Source organism: Citrobacter sp. Cu233, from assembly GCF_030332225.1.
Lineage (GTDB): Bacteria > Pseudomonadota > Gammaproteobacteria > Enterobacterales > Enterobacteriaceae > Citrobacter.
Genome location: NZ_JAOWIF010000028.1, coordinates 894,255 through 910,553 on the forward strand (window position 1 = coordinate 894,255; position 16,299 = coordinate 910,553).

Annotated in this window: 10 protein-coding genes and 1 pseudogene; 3 read left to right on the forward strand and 8 right to left on the reverse strand. The window is 53.1% G+C overall.

The annotated features are described in order from the left end of the window. Window positions 1-35: 35 nt before the first annotated feature. The 3 genes from OGX95_RS05040 to OGX95_RS05050 form a co-directional block, all read right to left on the reverse strand. Window positions 36-1,904 carry an amidohydrolase gene (locus OGX95_RS05040; RefSeq protein ID WP_286628523.1) on the reverse strand — a complete coding sequence of 623 codons (1,869 nt, stop codon included), beginning with the start codon at window positions 1,902-1,904 and terminating at the stop codon, window positions 36-38. Window positions 1,905-1,925: 21 nt separating this feature from the next. Further along, the gene (locus tag OGX95_RS05045) at window positions 1,926-2,471 is read right to left on the reverse strand and encodes an antibiotic biosynthesis monooxygenase (protein ID WP_286628524.1); all 546 of its coding nucleotides are present in this window, start codon (window positions 2,469-2,471) and stop codon (window positions 1,926-1,928) included. Between the two features lie 173 nt (window positions 2,472-2,644). Continuing rightward, window positions 2,645-3,286, reverse strand: coding sequence for a hydrolase (locus OGX95_RS05050; protein WP_286628525.1), 642 nt, complete (start codon window positions 3,284-3,286; stop codon window positions 2,645-2,647). Window positions 3,287-3,559: 273 nt separating this feature from the next. Here OGX95_RS05050 and OGX95_RS05055 point away from each other — a divergent pair, with 273 nt between their 5' ends. After that, window positions 3,560-4,462 (forward strand): LysR family transcriptional regulator, encoded by a 903-nt coding sequence (locus OGX95_RS05055; protein WP_286628526.1) that lies wholly within the window; start codon window positions 3,560-3,562, stop codon window positions 4,460-4,462. Here the strand turns inward: OGX95_RS05055 and malZ are convergent. From malZ to phoB, 5 genes and pseudogenes are all read right to left on the reverse strand, one after another. Further along, a pseudogene (gene malZ / locus OGX95_RS05060) lies at window positions 4,456-6,272 on the reverse strand (maltodextrin glucosidase). The gene OGX95_RS05055 and the pseudogene malZ sit on opposite strands and share 7 nt — an antisense overlap. 140 nt (window positions 6,273-6,412) lie before the next feature. After that, window positions 6,413-7,786, reverse strand: coding sequence for a proline-specific permease ProY (gene proY, locus OGX95_RS05065; protein ID WP_286628527.1), 1,374 nt, complete (start codon window positions 7,784-7,786; stop codon window positions 6,413-6,415). Between the two features lie 80 nt (window positions 7,787-7,866). Continuing rightward, on the reverse strand, window positions 7,867-9,186 hold the full coding sequence (gene brnQ / locus OGX95_RS05070; RefSeq protein WP_286628528.1) for a branched-chain amino acid transporter carrier protein BrnQ: 1,320 nt from the start codon (window positions 9,184-9,186) through the stop codon (window positions 7,867-7,869). A 407-nt stretch (window positions 9,187-9,593) separates the two neighbouring features. Further along, the gene (phoR, locus tag OGX95_RS05075; RefSeq protein ID WP_286628529.1) at window positions 9,594-10,889 is read right to left on the reverse strand and encodes a phosphate regulon sensor histidine kinase PhoR; all 1,296 of its coding nucleotides are present in this window, start codon (window positions 10,887-10,889) and stop codon (window positions 9,594-9,596) included. A 50-nt stretch (window positions 10,890-10,939) separates the two neighbouring features. Further along, entirely contained in the window at window positions 10,940-11,629 is a 690-nt protein-coding gene (gene phoB / locus OGX95_RS05080) for a phosphate response regulator transcription factor PhoB (RefSeq protein WP_137351095.1), read from the reverse strand. 190 nt (window positions 11,630-11,819) lie between these two features. Between phoB and sbcD the strand changes: the two genes are divergently transcribed. Continuing rightward, entirely contained in the window at window positions 11,820-13,022 is a 1,203-nt protein-coding gene (gene sbcD, locus OGX95_RS05085) for an exonuclease subunit SbcD (RefSeq protein WP_286628530.1), read from the forward strand. Then, entirely contained in the window at window positions 13,019-16,162 is a 3,144-nt protein-coding gene (gene sbcC, locus OGX95_RS05090) for an exonuclease subunit SbcC (protein WP_286628531.1), read from the forward strand. Before sbcD ends, sbcC begins: the two co-directional genes overlap by 4 nt. Window positions 16,163-16,299: the final 137 nt, after the last annotated feature.

A 16,299-nucleotide genomic window follows, 5' to 3' on the forward strand; every position in this document is an offset into this window, starting at 1 on the left:
CGAGCCTTTTTTATTTTCTGTCGCCAGAACCTGGATCAGAACGCAAAGCACGAACATCCCAATGCGCCCCAGAACGCCCGGTCATCTGATACCGGAATCCCTGATTTACGCGCAATATCATGCTGATGACCATGCACACCACAGCTTCCGCAGCACTGATGCATCTGAACCATCGCCCCAACCTTCGCGGCAGCTGGCGGCGCTGAACGATAATGTCCCGGTACTTTCACAACGGGCGACCAGTCAGGAACAACCGGAATCGCTGGGGGGGCTAGCGGGGTGAAATGTCCAGCCGCATAAACCACTTTGCCATCGACAATGGTCATCACTGACTCAATGCCTTTGATCTCTTCTTCCGGCACACTGAAATAGTCTTTTGACAGTACCACCAGATCTGCCAGTTGATCCTTTTCAATACGCCCTTTCTTACCCTGCTCGCTGGAGAACCAGGCGCTACCAGCGGTCCACAGTTCCAGGGCAACATCTCGCGCCAGGCGGTTGTTATCATCGTACATCGCCATACCGCCAACGGTGCGTCCTGATACCAGCCAGTACAAGGCTGTCCACGGGTTGTAACTTGCCACACGCGTAGCATCGGTACCCAGACCAACCGGTACATCAGCCGCCAGCATTTTTGCGACCGGCGGCGTATGTTTAACCGCCTCTTTGCCATAGCGATCGATAAAATATTCGCCCTGGAATGCCATACGATGCTGAACGGCAATGCCACCGCCCAGCGCTTTTACCCTTTCGATGTTGCGTTCGGTAATCGTTTCGGCGTGATCGAAGAACCAGTGCAGGCCATTGAATGGGATGTCACGGTTCACCTTCTCAAACACGTCGAGCATACGGCTGATCGATTCATCATAGGTGGCGTGCAGACGGAACGGCCAGCGATGTTCCACCAGGTGGCGCACCACGCGCTCCAGTTCATCTTCCATGCCTTCCGGTAAATCCGGGCGCGGCTGCAGGAAATCTTCGAAATCTGCCGCCGAAAATACCAACATTTCCCCCGCCCCGTTAGCACGATAGAAGTCGGTTCCCTGCCCGGGTTTGAGCATATCCGTCCAGCGCTCAAAATCCTCCAGCTCCTGCTTTGGACGCTGGGTAAACAGGTTATACGCAATACGCACCGTCATCTGCTGGTTCGCGTGCAGTTGCTCGATGATCTCGTAATCTTCCGGATAGTTCTGGAAGCCGCCGCCGGCATCGATGGCGCTGGTCAACCCGAGGCGGTTCAGCTCACGCATAAATTGGCGGGTCGAGTTAACCTGCATCTCCAGCGGGAGTTTTGGCCCTTTCGCCAGCGTCGAATAGAGGATCATGGCATTCGGTTTGGCTATCAACATTCCGGTTGGATTACCATTGCCGTCACGCACAATCTCTCCCCCCGCCGGATCCGGTGTGGCTTTGGTGTAGCCAACGGCTTTCAGCGCCGCGCGATTCAGCAACGCCCGGTCGTAGAGGTGCAAAACAAATACCGGTGTATCCGGTGCAGCATCGTTGAGCTCTTCCAGGGTCGGCATACGGCGTTCGGCAAACTGAAACTCGCTCCAGCCGCCGACCACCCGCACCCATTGTGGAGACGGCGTGCGGTCAGCCTGCTCTTTGAGCATACGCAGTGCGTCCGCCAGTGACGGGACCCCTTCCCAGCGCAGCTCCAGGTTGTAGTTCAACCCACCGCGAATGAGGTGCAGGTGCGAATCATTTAAACCCGGGATCACGGTGTGTCCCTGCAGATCGACAATCTGCGTACCATCGGTCGCAAAGCTCATTACCCGATCGTGACTACCCGTTGCGAGGATCTTCCCGTTGGCGATCGCCACCGCCTCTACCTGCGGGCTTTGCTTTTCGAGAGTATGAATTTTTCCGTGCGTCAGAATCAGTGTGGCAGTTTGAGGCATAACAATCTCCTGAGAAACCGGTCAGGCTTTTTTCAGCCATCCGGCAAACAGACGGGTTACGATGGGCATCCACAACCAGACCACCAGCGCAACCACACAGGCATCATTAATCAGATGCAGGAGTAACGAGCCTTTCATTGAAGGCAGCAGAAAACCGGTCAGCCACGGCACCAGGTTGGTACTGGGGAAAATCACCAGCAGCGTTATCAAAAACTGCTTCCAGCGTTTGGGCTGGCGTACATGGGGGGCTGGCGGCGTAAACCAGAAGGCCGCTTCGGTGCGCACTTCTGTTTTATCGCCTTCGGCCAGCAGCGGTGCAATTTCCTCAACCAGCTCCCGACGTGTATCGGATTGAGTCCAGTTATACAGATGCTCAAGGCTGTCGAAACGGATAATGATGTTCCACAGGTTTTGTCCATCTGTGGGTCGAATGACATTCGCCCCAAGATGCCCGGGAAACTCGGCGGCCAGCGGCATGATCTTCCCCAGCCACTGCTCATAACGCTGCGCCTGTTCAGGCTGCAGGGTGTGAGTAATTACCAACGTCACATGTTTGTTCTGCGCCATGAAGGGTTCCTTGATGAAGGGAAACAGGCCCGCTTAGGCCACGGAAGCAATACACAAAATCATTCATGGTGCATCGAGGGGCAAGGTTGTGTATCCCCGGGAGCTTACATAAGTAAGTGACCGGGGTACGCAAACGAAGCCAACAAAGAGGCAACATGAAGGATGACGTGTATTTAGGCTTTGCGCTCAGGCGCGCCATGCACCATGGTATACGCGTAATCCACACCCATACCGTAAGCACCGCTGTGTTCACGCACTAAATCCATGACGGCGTCGTAGGTTTCTTTACGTGACCAGTCACGCTGATACTCCAACAAAACCTGCTGCCAGGTGACCGGCACGGCACCCGCCTGCACCATACGGTCAATAGAACGTTCATGGGCATCCACAGAAGTACCGCCAGAAGTGTCGGTCACCACATACACTTCATAACCTTCTTCCAGCGCCATTAACGCCGGGAAGGTCAGACAAACTTCCGTCCATAACGCAGAGATAATCAGTTTTTTACGCCCGGTCGCTTTCACCGCTTTCACAAACGCGGCATCTTCCCAGGAGTTCATCGACGTGCGTTCAATGGGCTTCACATCAGGATGCACGGCTAATAATTCCGGCCAGATATAACCACTAAAGCTTTTGGTTTCAACTGATGTATAAATGACGGGGACATTAAATATTTTCCCGGCTTTAGCTAATGCGACGGTATTATTTTTCAGCGTCTGGCGGTCAATATTCGCCACGCCAAATGACATTTGTGGCTGATGATCAATAAAAATAAGCGTTGAGTTTTGTGGGTCAATCAGTTCCCGGATAGACATAGCACACCTTCTTAATCAATGAGTTAAAAGGTAACAGCCTGTAACTGCCGTCAGTAGCAGGATCCTGAATCAGAAAGCTTGTTGAGTATAGCGGGAAATTTCTAACGAGTTATTAAAGAAAACTTACCATCCCGTGAAACTATTAATTCTGTATTGCGATATATCCTAAACAACATCAAAAAAATGAGCATGACTCATCTAATTTATTCACTGGTATTGTTTTTCTCATTTCGGTACAACAGAGGGGTTTAATTATCAGGATATTTTCTGCTTATGCGCCTCAATCTGGATGTTCTGCTGATCCTCGATGCACTCGACAAGCACGGCTCTTTTGCCGCAGCGGCCGAATCGCTATTTAAAACACCTGCAGCACTCAGCTATATGATTCAGAAGCTGGAAAGCGATCTGAACATTGAATTGCTTGACCGTTCCGGACACCGGGCAAAATTCACCGACACCGGACGGATGATGCTGGAAAAGGGGCGTCTACTGTTGAATGCGGCAAAAGATCTCGAAAAGCAAGCAATACAGCTAAGTTCCGGCTGGGAAAAGGAGCTGGCAATAGCGCTCGATGACTCCTTCCCCTTTGCCACATTGCTACCCATTATTGATGAATTTCATGCGCTTAATAAACAAACCCGTCTCAACTTTACCCACCATACGCTGGCGGGTTCATGGGAGGAACTGACCCACAACGGGGCAGATATTATCCTCGGCGCAATTAATGAACCGCCCACATCCGCCGCCTGGTCCTACAAAATGCTCGGCACGCTGGACAATGTCTTTGTCGTCGCCCCAGGACACCCGCTGGCGAGCGCGCCTGATGACCTGACGAATGAGCAATTGTGCCTGCACCGGGCAATTGTTATCAGCGACAGCGCTCGCTTTTGCCATCCGTTACAGACCAACCTGATGGATGAACAGGCGCAAATTCGCGTCGATGATTTCCACAGTAAGGTGATGCTGTTGCGGGCGGGAATGGGCTGCGGATTTCTCCCCCGCCACATTGCCAGCCCATGGCTTGCAACGGGCGAGTTGGTAGAAAAAACGGTTATCTCATTTCGCCAAAAAGACGTCGCCTATATGGCATGGCGCAATAGTAGCGAAGGACTGGCGCAGCGCTGGTGGCGAGAAACGCTGCTGGCCAGTGAGGAAATTACGCTTTTGTATCAATGACTCATCCAGACTGAAGCCGATATTGCGGGCAGCATCAGGATATCATCGACGAGTTGGCCTTTGCCCTCTTTGTGCTGCCATTGACTGACATCAAGCAACGGTGAGGCTGGCAGCACGACTTCACAAGCGTGACCGCGATTGATCGCCACCAGCACGCGCTGTCGGTTCAGTACCCGCACAAACACCACCACGTTGTCCTCGGCATAAATCACCTGACAACCGCCATGGCGTAACGCCTGGTTACCGTGACGCATTTTTGCCAGCCGTTGGTATAACGCCAGCAGCTCGCTATCCTGTTTTTCCTTTTGCCACGGGAACGTCTTGCGGCAAAACGGATCGTTATTCCCGTCAAGCCCCACTTCATCACCGTAGTAAATACAAGGAACGCCAGGCCACGTGAACAGCCACACCACCGCTAATGGCAGGCGGGCGACATCTTTTCCGAGCAATGATTTAAAGCGGGCGGTATCGTGACTATCGAGCTGGTTGAACATGCGCAACTGCTGCTGATGCGAAAGACCCGCGCGGTAGTTATCCATCCACGCCATACAGGTCTGGGCGTCAATAAACTGCGGATCGTAAGAGATATCGGTGTTGGCGAGAAAGCCCCAGACAGGAAAGGTAAAGCCGCGATAGTTCATGGCGGCATCTTCAGCATCAGCCTGTAGCCACTGACGGGCATCGCCAAAATGCTCACCCACCACATACGCTTCTGACTGCGTTTCTTTCGCCGCCTGGGTAATCCCGGCCACATGCTGCAAGTTGTTACGTGCGCCACCCGCCTCACCCAGCATATGCACGACATCCAGTCGCCAGCCGTCCATACTCCACGGTGCTTTTAGCCAGTGGCGAACAATACTGTCTTCGCCACGATAAATTTCATTCACCAGGCTTTCGGAGGAAAAGTCCAGTTTGGGTAGGCTTGAGTACCCCAACCAGTCCAGCGCAACCCCTTCATCAGAGAAATGGTACCAGTCGCGCCAGGGGGAATCCGGATTATGGCACGCTCCGTCCGTCCCGCGATGATGCCGGTCAAACCAGGCATGTGAGTCGCCGCTATGGTTAAAAACACCGTCAGAATCAGGCGCATCCCCTGCTGTTGCGTGTTCTGCCGCAAACGCAGCAACGCCCGATCGCCGCCAAACTGCGGATCAACATGGCGATAATCTTCGGTATCGTATTTATGTACACTTGGTGCGGTAAATACCGGATTCAGGTACAGCGCCGTTACCCCTAACGTTTTCAGATACGGCAGTTTCTCGCTGATGCCGTCCAAATCTCCGCCATAAAACGTCGAACCACCCGCCTGAGCAGTGAGAGGTTCATCCCAGTCACGTCGCACAATATCCTGCCCAGCGGCGTGGTGATAATAGACGTTATCCTGCCCCGCATCACGCGACTGGCTGCGGGCAAAGCGATCCGGGAAAATCTGATAGAAAACCTGGTCAGCCACCCATTGCGGACCGTTGTCCGGTACATCGACAGCAAACTGCTCCAGACGCGCAGGCGGAAAGCGGTTAAATCCCTGCGGGGTGAACCACAACTGGCGATCGAGCCAAAGCAATTTAAAGCTATAGCGTCGACGGGGCTGCCCGCTGGTAAGATCGAGCGCCGCGCGCCATGCGGTGACACCTGGGTGCGGTTGACTGCGCTGTTTGTGCATGCACAGGGAAATTTCTTCGTTATCGTTTTCAGCGCGAAGCGTCACGCGCTGAGGAGGATTTTCCCCTGCCAGCCATATCGTAATCGTCAGTTGATCTTTGTTTTGCTTCACAAATGGGGCAACCGGAAGGTGCCAGGCGTTCAACATCACGTATCCCCTTTGATGATAATGACGACACCTTGCCATAGCGAAGTGCAGGATCACTCATCATCTTAACGTTTATTGGGGGAGGAGTTCGGGGGAGGAGATGTTGCCGGGTGTCGACACTGTCTTACCCGGCAAACAAATTACTGTACTTCAGCCAGTTGACGCTCGCGGCGGCGTTTGAATACCCAACCTGCCAGCAGCAGGATAATCCACGCAAAGCCAACATACAGCGAAATACGGGTATCCGGATGGTAGCCGATAAGCCCGATGATAAAGACCAGGAACACCAGCCCCACGATAGTGGTAACCACGCCGCCAGGCACTTTAAACGTCAGCGCTTTGACTTCTTCCGGCGGCAGACGACGACGGAAGGCAATCTGCGACAGCAGGATCATGATCCACACCCATACCGTGGCGAACGTTGCCAGCGAAGCGATCACCAGGAAGACATTTTCCGGCATGATGTAGTTTAGATATACCGCAAACAGCAGCGCAATCGTCATCACCATCACTGTTACCCACGGCACGCCGCGGCGCGAGGTTTTAGCAAACATTTTTGGTGCGCTACCCTGCTCAGCCATACCGTGCAGCATACGGCCTACACCGAAGACATCAGAGTTAATGGCTGACAGCGACGCAGTCAGAACCACAAAGTTGAGAATGCCCGCCGCAAAGGTAATACCCATGTGCTGGAATGTCAGGACGAACGGGCTGCCGTCTGTGCCGACCTGGTTCCACGGGTAGATAGACATAATGACGAACAGCGTCCCCACATAAAACACCAGAATGCGCATGGGGACAGAATTGATTGCGCGCGGAATAGATTTTTCCGGGTCTTTTGCTTCACCCGCGGTAATACCAATAATCTCAATCCCGCCGTAGGCGAACATCACCATTTGCAGCGACATCACCATCCCGAGCCAGCCGTTGCTAAAGAACCCGCCGTTACTCCACAGGTTATGGATGCCGGTCGGTTGCCCGCCGTTGCCAATCCCCCAAATGATAATGCCGAAACCAGCAACAATCATGATGATAATGGTGGCAACTTTGAAGAACGAGAACCAGAATTCCAGCTCACCAAACACCTTCACGCTCATCAGGTTAATAGCGCAGATAATCAGCACGACACTGAGTACCCAAATCCAGTGCGGTACGGCCGGGAACCAGACGCCCATGTAAATACCGAAGGCTGTCACATCGGCAATGGCGACAATCAGGATTTCAAAACAGTAGGTCCAGCCGGTAATGTAGCCAGCCAACGGTCCGAGGTTTTCCTGCGCATAGCGCGAGAAAGAGCTGGCTGCGGGGTTATGGACTGACATTTCGCCCAGCGCACGCATAATAATGTACGCCGCGACGCCACCGATAATATAGGCCAGCAACACGCTCGGCCCCGCCATTTTGATGGCATCGGCTGAACCGTAGAACAACCCGGTACCAATTGCTGAACCTAGTGCCATAAAGCGAATGTGCCGGGTGCTCAGCCCACGCTTTAGCTTGTTATTACTTTCCATCGATTCCTAACCTGTTAACACAATAAAAAACCACGGGGCCATATTAATAGCCCCGTGGTTAAAACTTATTGTCAGTGATATTAGTGTGCGCTGGAGGTCACTTGTCGACCCGCTGCGCGATCCCAGATAACGGCCAGGACCACCATCACGACTGTTGGCATCAACCACGCCAGCCCTTGTTCTGCCAGCGGTAAACGCTGGGTCCAGGCTGGTAAGACATCGCCAATTGCAGAAGCTTTAATGCCATCAAGGATACCAAAAATCAGGCTGATAAACATCGCAGGTGCAATGACGCGGGAAGAATTATGCCACCATGAGCGGGTAAAACTTAATACAACCAGTGCGATACATGGCGGATAGATAGCCGTCAGCACTGGAATAGAGATCTGAATCAGATGGCTCAGGCCAAGGTTAGAGACCACCATGGAGAAGCCGCCAAGGATAAACACCAGCGTACGATAAGACAGTGGAACATACTGTGCGAAGAACTCGGCGCACGCACAGGTCAGGCCAACCGCAGTCACTAGGCAAGCGATGAAAATCAACGCCGCCAGCAGGAAGCTGCCTGCACCACCGAAGGTGTGCTGAACATACGCATGCAGAATTGCCGCACCGTTAGCAGATTGATCGACCAGCGTCGCACTGTCTGAACCCAGACGGAACAACGCGAGGTACAGCAACGTTAAGCCGATACCCGCCATCAAACCCGCCCAGACGGTATAACGCGTCAGCAGACGTGCTTCGGTAACGCCACGCGAGCGAGCGGCGTTCACAATAACAATACCAAAGACCATCGCACCCAGCGTATCCATCGTCAGATAGCCGTTCACAAAGCCATTCGAGAATGCTGCGTTTTGATAGGCTTCCATCGCATTGCTGATCGGACCCGCGGGCCAGACAATCGCCGCCACGGAAAGCACAACCAGTGCCAGAATTTTCAACGGAGCAAGGAAGTTGCCCACGGTATCCAGCAGTTTGCCGGGGTACAGTGAAACCAGAATCACAATCGCGAAGTACACCACGCTGTAGATGAACAGCGGCAGCGCGGAATCACCGGTCAGCGGTGCAATCCCAACTTCGAACGAAACCGTTGCGGTACGCGGCGTGGCGAATAATGGCCCCACGGCCAGATAGCAGACGGTAGCCAGCAGCAGACCGGCAACTTTACCGATAGGCGTGCTCAGGCTGTCCACGCCGCCGCCTACTTTCGCCAGTGCGACCACGGTAAGTACCGGAAGGCCAACGGCGGTAATCAGGAAGCCAAAGGCTGCAGTCCAGACGTGTTCGCCTGCCTGCAAACCAACCATTGGGGGGAAAATAATGTTACCTGCACCAACGAACAGTGCAAATGTCATAAATCCCAGAGCGATAATATCGCGCGATTTTAACTGATGGGTCATAAAGTCTTACAGCCTGTGGATGTGGTGTTGAAAACGTTTAATTTTCTGCCTTTCCCCGCGGGATGATACAGCGGAATTTTTAAGCAATTCCAGCGGGAAATTCTCCCTGCATGGCGCGGCGAAGAATAGTTTTTCGATTTACCGCGTAAATGCAGTCGGTATGACAGCATTTGATGCGCAATTTAAACGCTTATAACGTTTTAAAGCAAGGTGGGATCTAAAAACCAGAACAATATAGCGATATGAAAAATTGAGCCAGCACAAAACACCATTCCCGGGAAAAAGACATGGGTAATCATGCGAACAAAAAACAATCAAACGTCGTAAAATTCAGGATCTGTTTATTGACTACAACAAAAAAAGCCAGCTTACGCTGGCTTTTGGAAAGATAAGCTTACGAATACGTTTCAACCGTTATTTTTGGCAATTAAACGTTCCGCAAGCACAAAACTAAAACGTGTTCCTTTGCCTGGGGTGCTGTCAATATTCAAACGGCTGTCGTGATGATGCAGAGCATGCTTCACAATCGCCAGTCCTAATCCGCTCCCCCCCGTTTGTCGGGATCGTGCTTTATCTACACGATAAAAACGCTCAGTCAGACGTGGAATATGCTCAGCAGCAATACCCGGACCGTTATCTTCCACGCTAAACTCCGCTCCCGACGCCACATGCTGCCAGCGTACGGTAATATGCGTTCCCGCAGGCGTGTGATTCACTGCGTTATACACGAGGTTTGAGATTGCGCTACGCAGTTGTTCTTCGTTGCCCCGCACGTTCAGTTGGCTATCAACATCAAAAGTAAAGGAGTGTTTATGCTGGCTCAGCGTTTGTGCTTCGTGTTCAACCACGCGCAGCATCATCGGCACATCCACCTTTTCATTGAGCATCATCGTCGGTGCAGCTTCAATTTTCGACAGTGTCAGCAACTGCTTCACCAGCCCTTCCATACGGTAGGTTTGCTCACGCATGGTATGCAGCGCTTTTTCTCGCGTCGTCCCTTCCAGCGGATGCTCCTGCATCATCTCCAGATAACCTTGCAACACCGTCAGCGGTGTGCGCAGCTCATGGCTGGCGTTGGCGAAAAAATTACGTCGGGAACCTTCCAGCTGGTGCATTTGCGTAACATCACGCGCCACCATCAGCAATTGCTTATCGGTGTAGGGCATTACACGAATTTCCAGATGCCGTCCGGTGTTGAGTACCAGATTAATTGGCCGACTAAAGTCGCGTGTTTTCAGATACAGCGTAAATTCCGGATAGCGCAGCAGGTTAAGAATGTTTTGCCCGCTATCATCCGGCCAGCGTAATCCTAAAACCTGCTGTGCCAGTCCGTTACACCAGAAAATCCCGCCTTCTTCAGTGGTCAGCACCACTGCGTCGGGCAGTGATTCGGCACCGCTGCGAAAACGTTTAATCAGGTTACCCAATTCGCGACGGCGCTTTTTGTTACGCAACTGCATTTGATGCAGGCCGTAGAGCAGTGGCTCCCAACTGCCACGACCCGGTGGAGGCGTCATACTCCTGTCGACCCACAGCCACCAGGACAAACGCAATAAATTCCAGAAATGCCAAATAAGCAGGCCCGTTACCGACGCCAGTAAAAACCAGGGTAGATAACCCAAAAAAGCGCTAAGGATAAAAGCCGGTATGCAGCAGAGGATCAGCTCCAGTACCAGCCTTTTCCATGACAATCGTTCAAGCAAACGTCATACTCCATTTACAGCCTAATCCCTCAGGCTCTTATTACCTGCAGTCAGAAGCGAGTCGAAAAGCGATATCCCGTCCCGCGTACCGTCTGCACCATACGATCGTGTCCACTATGCTCCAACGCTTTACGCAACCGACGAATATGCACATCGACCGTCCGGTCCTCTACATATACGTTGGTTCCCCACACATGATTGAGTAATTGCTCGCGGCTGTAGACACGCTCAGGATGGGTCATAAAGAAATGGAGCAATTTGAATTCGGTAGGTCCCATATCCAGCGGGTCCTCACCGGTCATCACACGGTGCGAGGTAGGGTCAAGACTCAGCCCCTGCATCTCGATAATCTCTTCCACCGCCATGGGGGAAATACGTCGTAATACGGCTTTAATACGCGCCACCAGCTCCTTCGGAGAGAACGGCTTAGTAATATAGTCATCCGCGCCGGTTTCCAGCCCCCGCACACGGTCTTCTTCTTCACCGCGCGCCGTCAGCATCATCACGGGGATATCCCGCGTCATCGCTTCCCGCTTGAGGTGTTTAATAAACTGTAGACCCGAGCCGCCGGGAAGCATCCAGTCAAGCAGGACAAGATCCGGCCAGGGTTCATTAAGTTGGTTCACAGCACTGTCATAGTCTTCGGCTTCTACGGGTTGAAAACCGTTTTGCTCGAGCACGAAGCAGACCATTTCACGAATTGGAGCTTCATCTTCTACGACCAGAATACGTCTCGCCATGATTTGCCCTGTTTATAATTAAATCGTTTGCCATCAATACCGTGGCATTATGCGTCACTTTTATGACAGATTTATGAAAAGATAGTCCAGGTTTAACGCAGCCAGGCGAATTATGACAGCCCGGAAACAAGATATTACCGCCCTTGCAAGGTTATAATCTCCGCCATCGTTTTTTTGTCATGGAACTCTTATGCGCATCCTCCACACGTCTGACTGGCATCTGGGCCAAAATTTCTACAGCAAGAGCCGCGCCGCTGAACATAAGGCCTTTCTCGACTGGCTGCTGGAAACGGCACAATCCCATCAGGTGGATGCCATTATTGTGGCAGGTGATATTTTTGATACCGGTTCACCGCCAAGCTACGCCCGCGAGCTCTATAACCGTTTTGTTGTCAATCTACAGCAAACAGGCTGTCATCTGGTCGTGCTGGCAGGAAACCATGACTCCGTTGCCACACTCAATGAATCCCGCGATATTCTGGCGTTCCTCAACACCACCGTCGTGGCCAGCGCGGGCCATGCACCGCAAGTGCTACTTCAACGCGACGGCATGCCGGGCGCGATCCTCTGTCCGGTTCCTTTTTTACGCCCACGTGACATCATTACCAGCCAGGCGGGGCTAACCGGTCACGAAAAACAGCAGCATGTATTAGGTGCAATCACCGACTATTACCAACAGCAATATCAGGACGCCTGCGTGCTGCGTGGCGACCAGAATCTGCCGATTATTGCGACAGGACATCTGACCACCGTCGGTGCCAGTAAAAGTGACGCCGTACGTGATATTTATATTGGGACGCTGGATGCTTTTCCGGCACAAAATTTCCCACCAGCGGATTACATCGCGCTGGGACATATTCACCGGGCACAGGTCATCGGCGGTACAGAACATATTCGCTATTGCGGCTCCCCAATTGCACTCAGTTTTGACGAGTGCGGCAAAAGCAAATGCGTCCACCTGGTGAGCTTTGAAAACGGTAAGCTGAGCGCCGTTGAAAACCTCATCGTGCCAGTAACCCAACAGCTTGCCGTGTTGAAAGGCGATATAGCGACGATTAGCGCACAGCTGGAACAATGGCGTGACACGCAACAGGAACCGCCGGTGTGGTTAGATATAGAAATCGCAACCGATGACTATCTGCACGATATGCAGCGCAAAATCCAGGCCCTGACCGAGGATTTACCGGTAGAAGTCTTATTGGTGCGTCGTAGCCGTGAACAACGCGAGCGCATCATGGCCAATGAACGACGTGAAACGTTGAGTGAATTGAGCGTGACAGAGGTATTTGACCGCCGTCTGGCGCTGGAAGAACTCGACGATCCACAGCGTGAGCGCCTGAATCACCTGTTTAACACGACCTTACACACGCTCGCCGGGGAGACCGAAGCATGAAAATTCTCAGCCTGCGTCTGAAAAACCTCAACTCCCTGAAAGGGGAATGGAAAGTTGATTTCACGGCAGAGCCTTTTGCCAGCAACGGGCTGTTTGCCATCACCGGTCCAACCGGTGCCGGGAAGACCACCCTGCTGGACGCCATTTGCCTCGCGCTGTACCACGAAACACCACGACTCAATACCGTATCGCAGTCGCAAAATGACCTGATGACTCGTGACACGGCGGAATGTCTTGCCGAAGTTGAATTCGAGGTCAGAGGCGAAGCCTATCGCGCATTCTGGAGTCAGAACCGCGCGCGCAATCAACCAGAAGGTAATCTGCAGGTTCCGCGTGTCGAACTGGCTCGCTGCGCCGATGGCAAAATTCTCGCCGATAAAGTTAAAGACAAGCTGGAAATCACTGCCGAACTTACCGGGCTGGACTACGGACGCTTTACCCGTTCTATGCTGCTGTCTCAGGGACAGTTCGCTGCTTTTCTCAATGCCAAACCGAAAGAACGCGCCGAACTATTGGAAGAACTGACGGGGACCGAGATTTATGGACAAATCTCCGCCATGGTGTTCGAAAAACATAAAGCGGCGCGCACTGCGCTGGAAAAGCTACAGGCGCAGGCCAGCGGTGTTGCCCTGCTCGCCACAGAGCAGGTGCAGTCCCTGACAGAAAGTTTGCAGGTACTTACTGACGAAGAGAAACAGCATCTTACCCGTCAGCAAATCCAGCAACAGCATCTTAATTGGCTCACCCGACAAAATGAGCTGCAGGCAGAAATACGCCGCCACCAGCAAGCATTACAAACCGCAAAAGAGGCACAAGAAAAAGCACAGCCGCAGTTGGCGACACTCAGCCTGGCACATCCCGCCAGAGCGTTACGCCCGCACTGGGAGCGAATTCAGGAACAATCCGCCACGCTTAGCCGAACACGACAGAATATTCAGGAAGTGAATGCTCGCTTACAAAGCAGCTTAACGCTGCGTGGGCGCATCCGTCAGCAGGCACAAAAACAGTCGGTGACCTTGCTCACCGAACAGCAGACGCTAACCGACTGGCTGAACGAACATGACCGTTTCCGCTTATGGAGCAGCGAACTGGCAGGATGGAAAGCGCTATTGGCACAGCAATCTGACGCTAACGACCAGCTACATCAGTGGCAAAAACTACGCGACAGCGACGTACGCAAGCTGGATGCACTGCCGCTTCCCTCGTTGGCCCTTAACGCGCAGGAGGTCACGGTAGCACTGGCGCAGCACTCACAGTGGCGTCCATTACGCCAGCAACTGAGTAATCTGCATGGACAAATTGCGCCGAAACAAAAACAGCTGGTACAGCTACGCAGCACAATTCAGCAGCGGCAGCAGGAGCAAGCTCAACGCAACGCGGCCCTGGCAGAAAAACGTCAGCGTTATAAAGATAAAAATCAGCATCTGACCGATGTAAAAACGCTCTGCGAGCAGGAAGCACGGATTAAAGATCTGGAAAGCCAGCGTGCTTTACTGCAATCCGGACAGCCTTGTCCACTTTGTGGCTCCACGACGCATCCGGCCATTGAGCACTATCAGACACTCGAACTCAGCGTCAATCAGGCGCGACGGGATGCATTAGAAAAAGAGGTCAAAACGCTGGCCGATGAGGGGTCAACGCTACGCGGACAGCTCGACGCGATAACCCAACAGTTACAGCGCGATGAACGCGAGGTACAGACGCTTTCTCAGGAGGAGCAAGCACTTACTAAAGAGTGGCAGGCGCTGACTACCCGTCTGAACATAACGTTACAACCGCAGGATGATATCGCCCCCTGGCTTGCAGCCCAGGAGGAACACGAACAACAGCTTCACCAGTTGAGCCTGCGTCATGCCCTGCAGGCTCAAATTACTGCGCATTCCGAACAGATAACCCAGCTTCAGCGGCATATTGAAAAGCGGCAGACTACGCTTCTCGCTGAATTAACCCGCTACGGTCTGTCGCTTCCTGCCGATGACGATATCACCGCCTGGCTTAACGCACGTGCGGGCGAAGCGCAGATGTGGCAGCGTCGTCAGAATGAACTGACCGAGCTCCAGGCGAAAATGGCACAGCTTGCGCCATTGCTGGAAACATTGCCCGAAACCGGCACGAAGGAAGAAACGACAGAAAGCCTGGCGCTGGAAAACTGGCGGCAGGTGCACGACGACTGCCTCTCATTACAGGGCCAGTGGCAGTCGCTGCAACAACAGGAAGCCCAGGAAGCTCAACGCGCAATTGAGATACAGGCACAATTTGATAGCGCATTGCAGGCCAGTGTTTTTGACGATCGCGACGCCTTCCTTGCTGCCCTGCTGGATGAAGAGGCATTTAACCATCTTGAGCAGCTTAAGCAGTCGCTGGAAGGCCAGCGACAACAGGCGCAAACACTGCTTAACCAGGCTCAGCAGGCGCTGGCAACGCATCAGCAGCAACCGCCTGCTGGCGCGGATCTCACACTCACCGTGGAATATCTTCGCGATGCACTGGCACTGCTCACGCAACAACTGCGGGATAACACCACGCGCCAGGGCGAAATTCGCCAGCAGCTCCGGCAGGATGCCGAAAACCGGCAGCAACAGCAGACCCTGATGCAAGAGATTGAAAAGGCCTCACAGCAGGTCGAAGACTGGGGCTATCTGAATGCGCTGATCGGCTCGAAAGAAGGTGATAAATTCCGCAAATTTGCCCAGGGACTGACGCTGGATAACCTTGTCTGGTTGGCCAACAATCAGCTGACCCGCCTGCACGGTCGCTATCTGTTGCAACGCAAGGCCAGTGAGGCGCTGGAACTTGAAGTGGTGGACACCTGGCAGGCCGATGCCGTACGTGATACCCGCACGCTATCCGGCGGCGAGAGCTTCCTCGTGAGTCTGGCGCTGGCGCTGGCGTTGTCCGATCTGGTCAGTCACAAAACACGCATTGACTCCCTGTTCCTCGATGAAGGCTTCGGTACGCTGGATAGCGAAACGCTGGATACCGCCCTCGACGCGCTGGACGCCCTGAACGCCACGGGCAAGACCATTGGTGTGATAAGCCACGTCGAAGCGATGAAAGAACGTATTCCCGTGCAGATCAAGGTTAAAAAAATCAATGGATTAGGTTACAGCAAACTCGACAAGATGTTTGCGGTGGAGTAATCGACCAGTGGGTGCGATTTCGCAGGCCGGATAAGCGCAAGCACCATCCGGCATAATACATAGCACGATCGTGAATACACAAAGACGGATATGAAATGGCAATCTCTCTTTCTTATCCGCAAGCTATCCCTTTATTG

Bases quoted from the DNA above. Each gene is read 5' to 3' on its own strand.
- OGX95_RS05040 (WP_286628523.1), bottom strand. From the start codon at position 1,904: ATGCCTCAAACTGCCACACTGATTCTGACGCACGGAAAAATTCATACT.
- OGX95_RS05045 (WP_286628524.1), bottom strand. From the start codon at position 2,471: ATGGCGCAGAACAAACATGTGACGTTGGTAATTACTCACACCCTGCAG.
- OGX95_RS05050 (WP_286628525.1), bottom strand. From the start codon at position 3,286: ATGTCTATCCGGGAACTGATTGACCCACAAAACTCAACGCTTATTTTT.
- OGX95_RS05055 (WP_286628526.1), top strand. From the start codon at position 3,560: ATGCGCCTCAATCTGGATGTTCTGCTGATCCTCGATGCACTCGACAAG.
- proY (WP_286628527.1), bottom strand. From the start codon at position 7,786: ATGGAAAGTAATAACAAGCTAAAGCGTGGGCTGAGCACCCGGCACATT.
- brnQ (WP_286628528.1), bottom strand. From the start codon at position 9,186: ATGACCCATCAGTTAAAATCGCGCGATATTATCGCTCTGGGATTTATG.
- phoB (WP_137351095.1), bottom strand. From the start codon at position 11,629: ATGGCGAGACGTATTCTGGTCGTAGAAGATGAAGCTCCAATTCGTGAA.
- sbcD (WP_286628530.1), top strand. From the start codon at position 11,820: ATGCGCATCCTCCACACGTCTGACTGGCATCTGGGCCAAAATTTCTAC.
- sbcC (WP_286628531.1), top strand. From the start codon at position 13,019: ATGAAAATTCTCAGCCTGCGTCTGAAAAACCTCAACTCCCTGAAAGGG.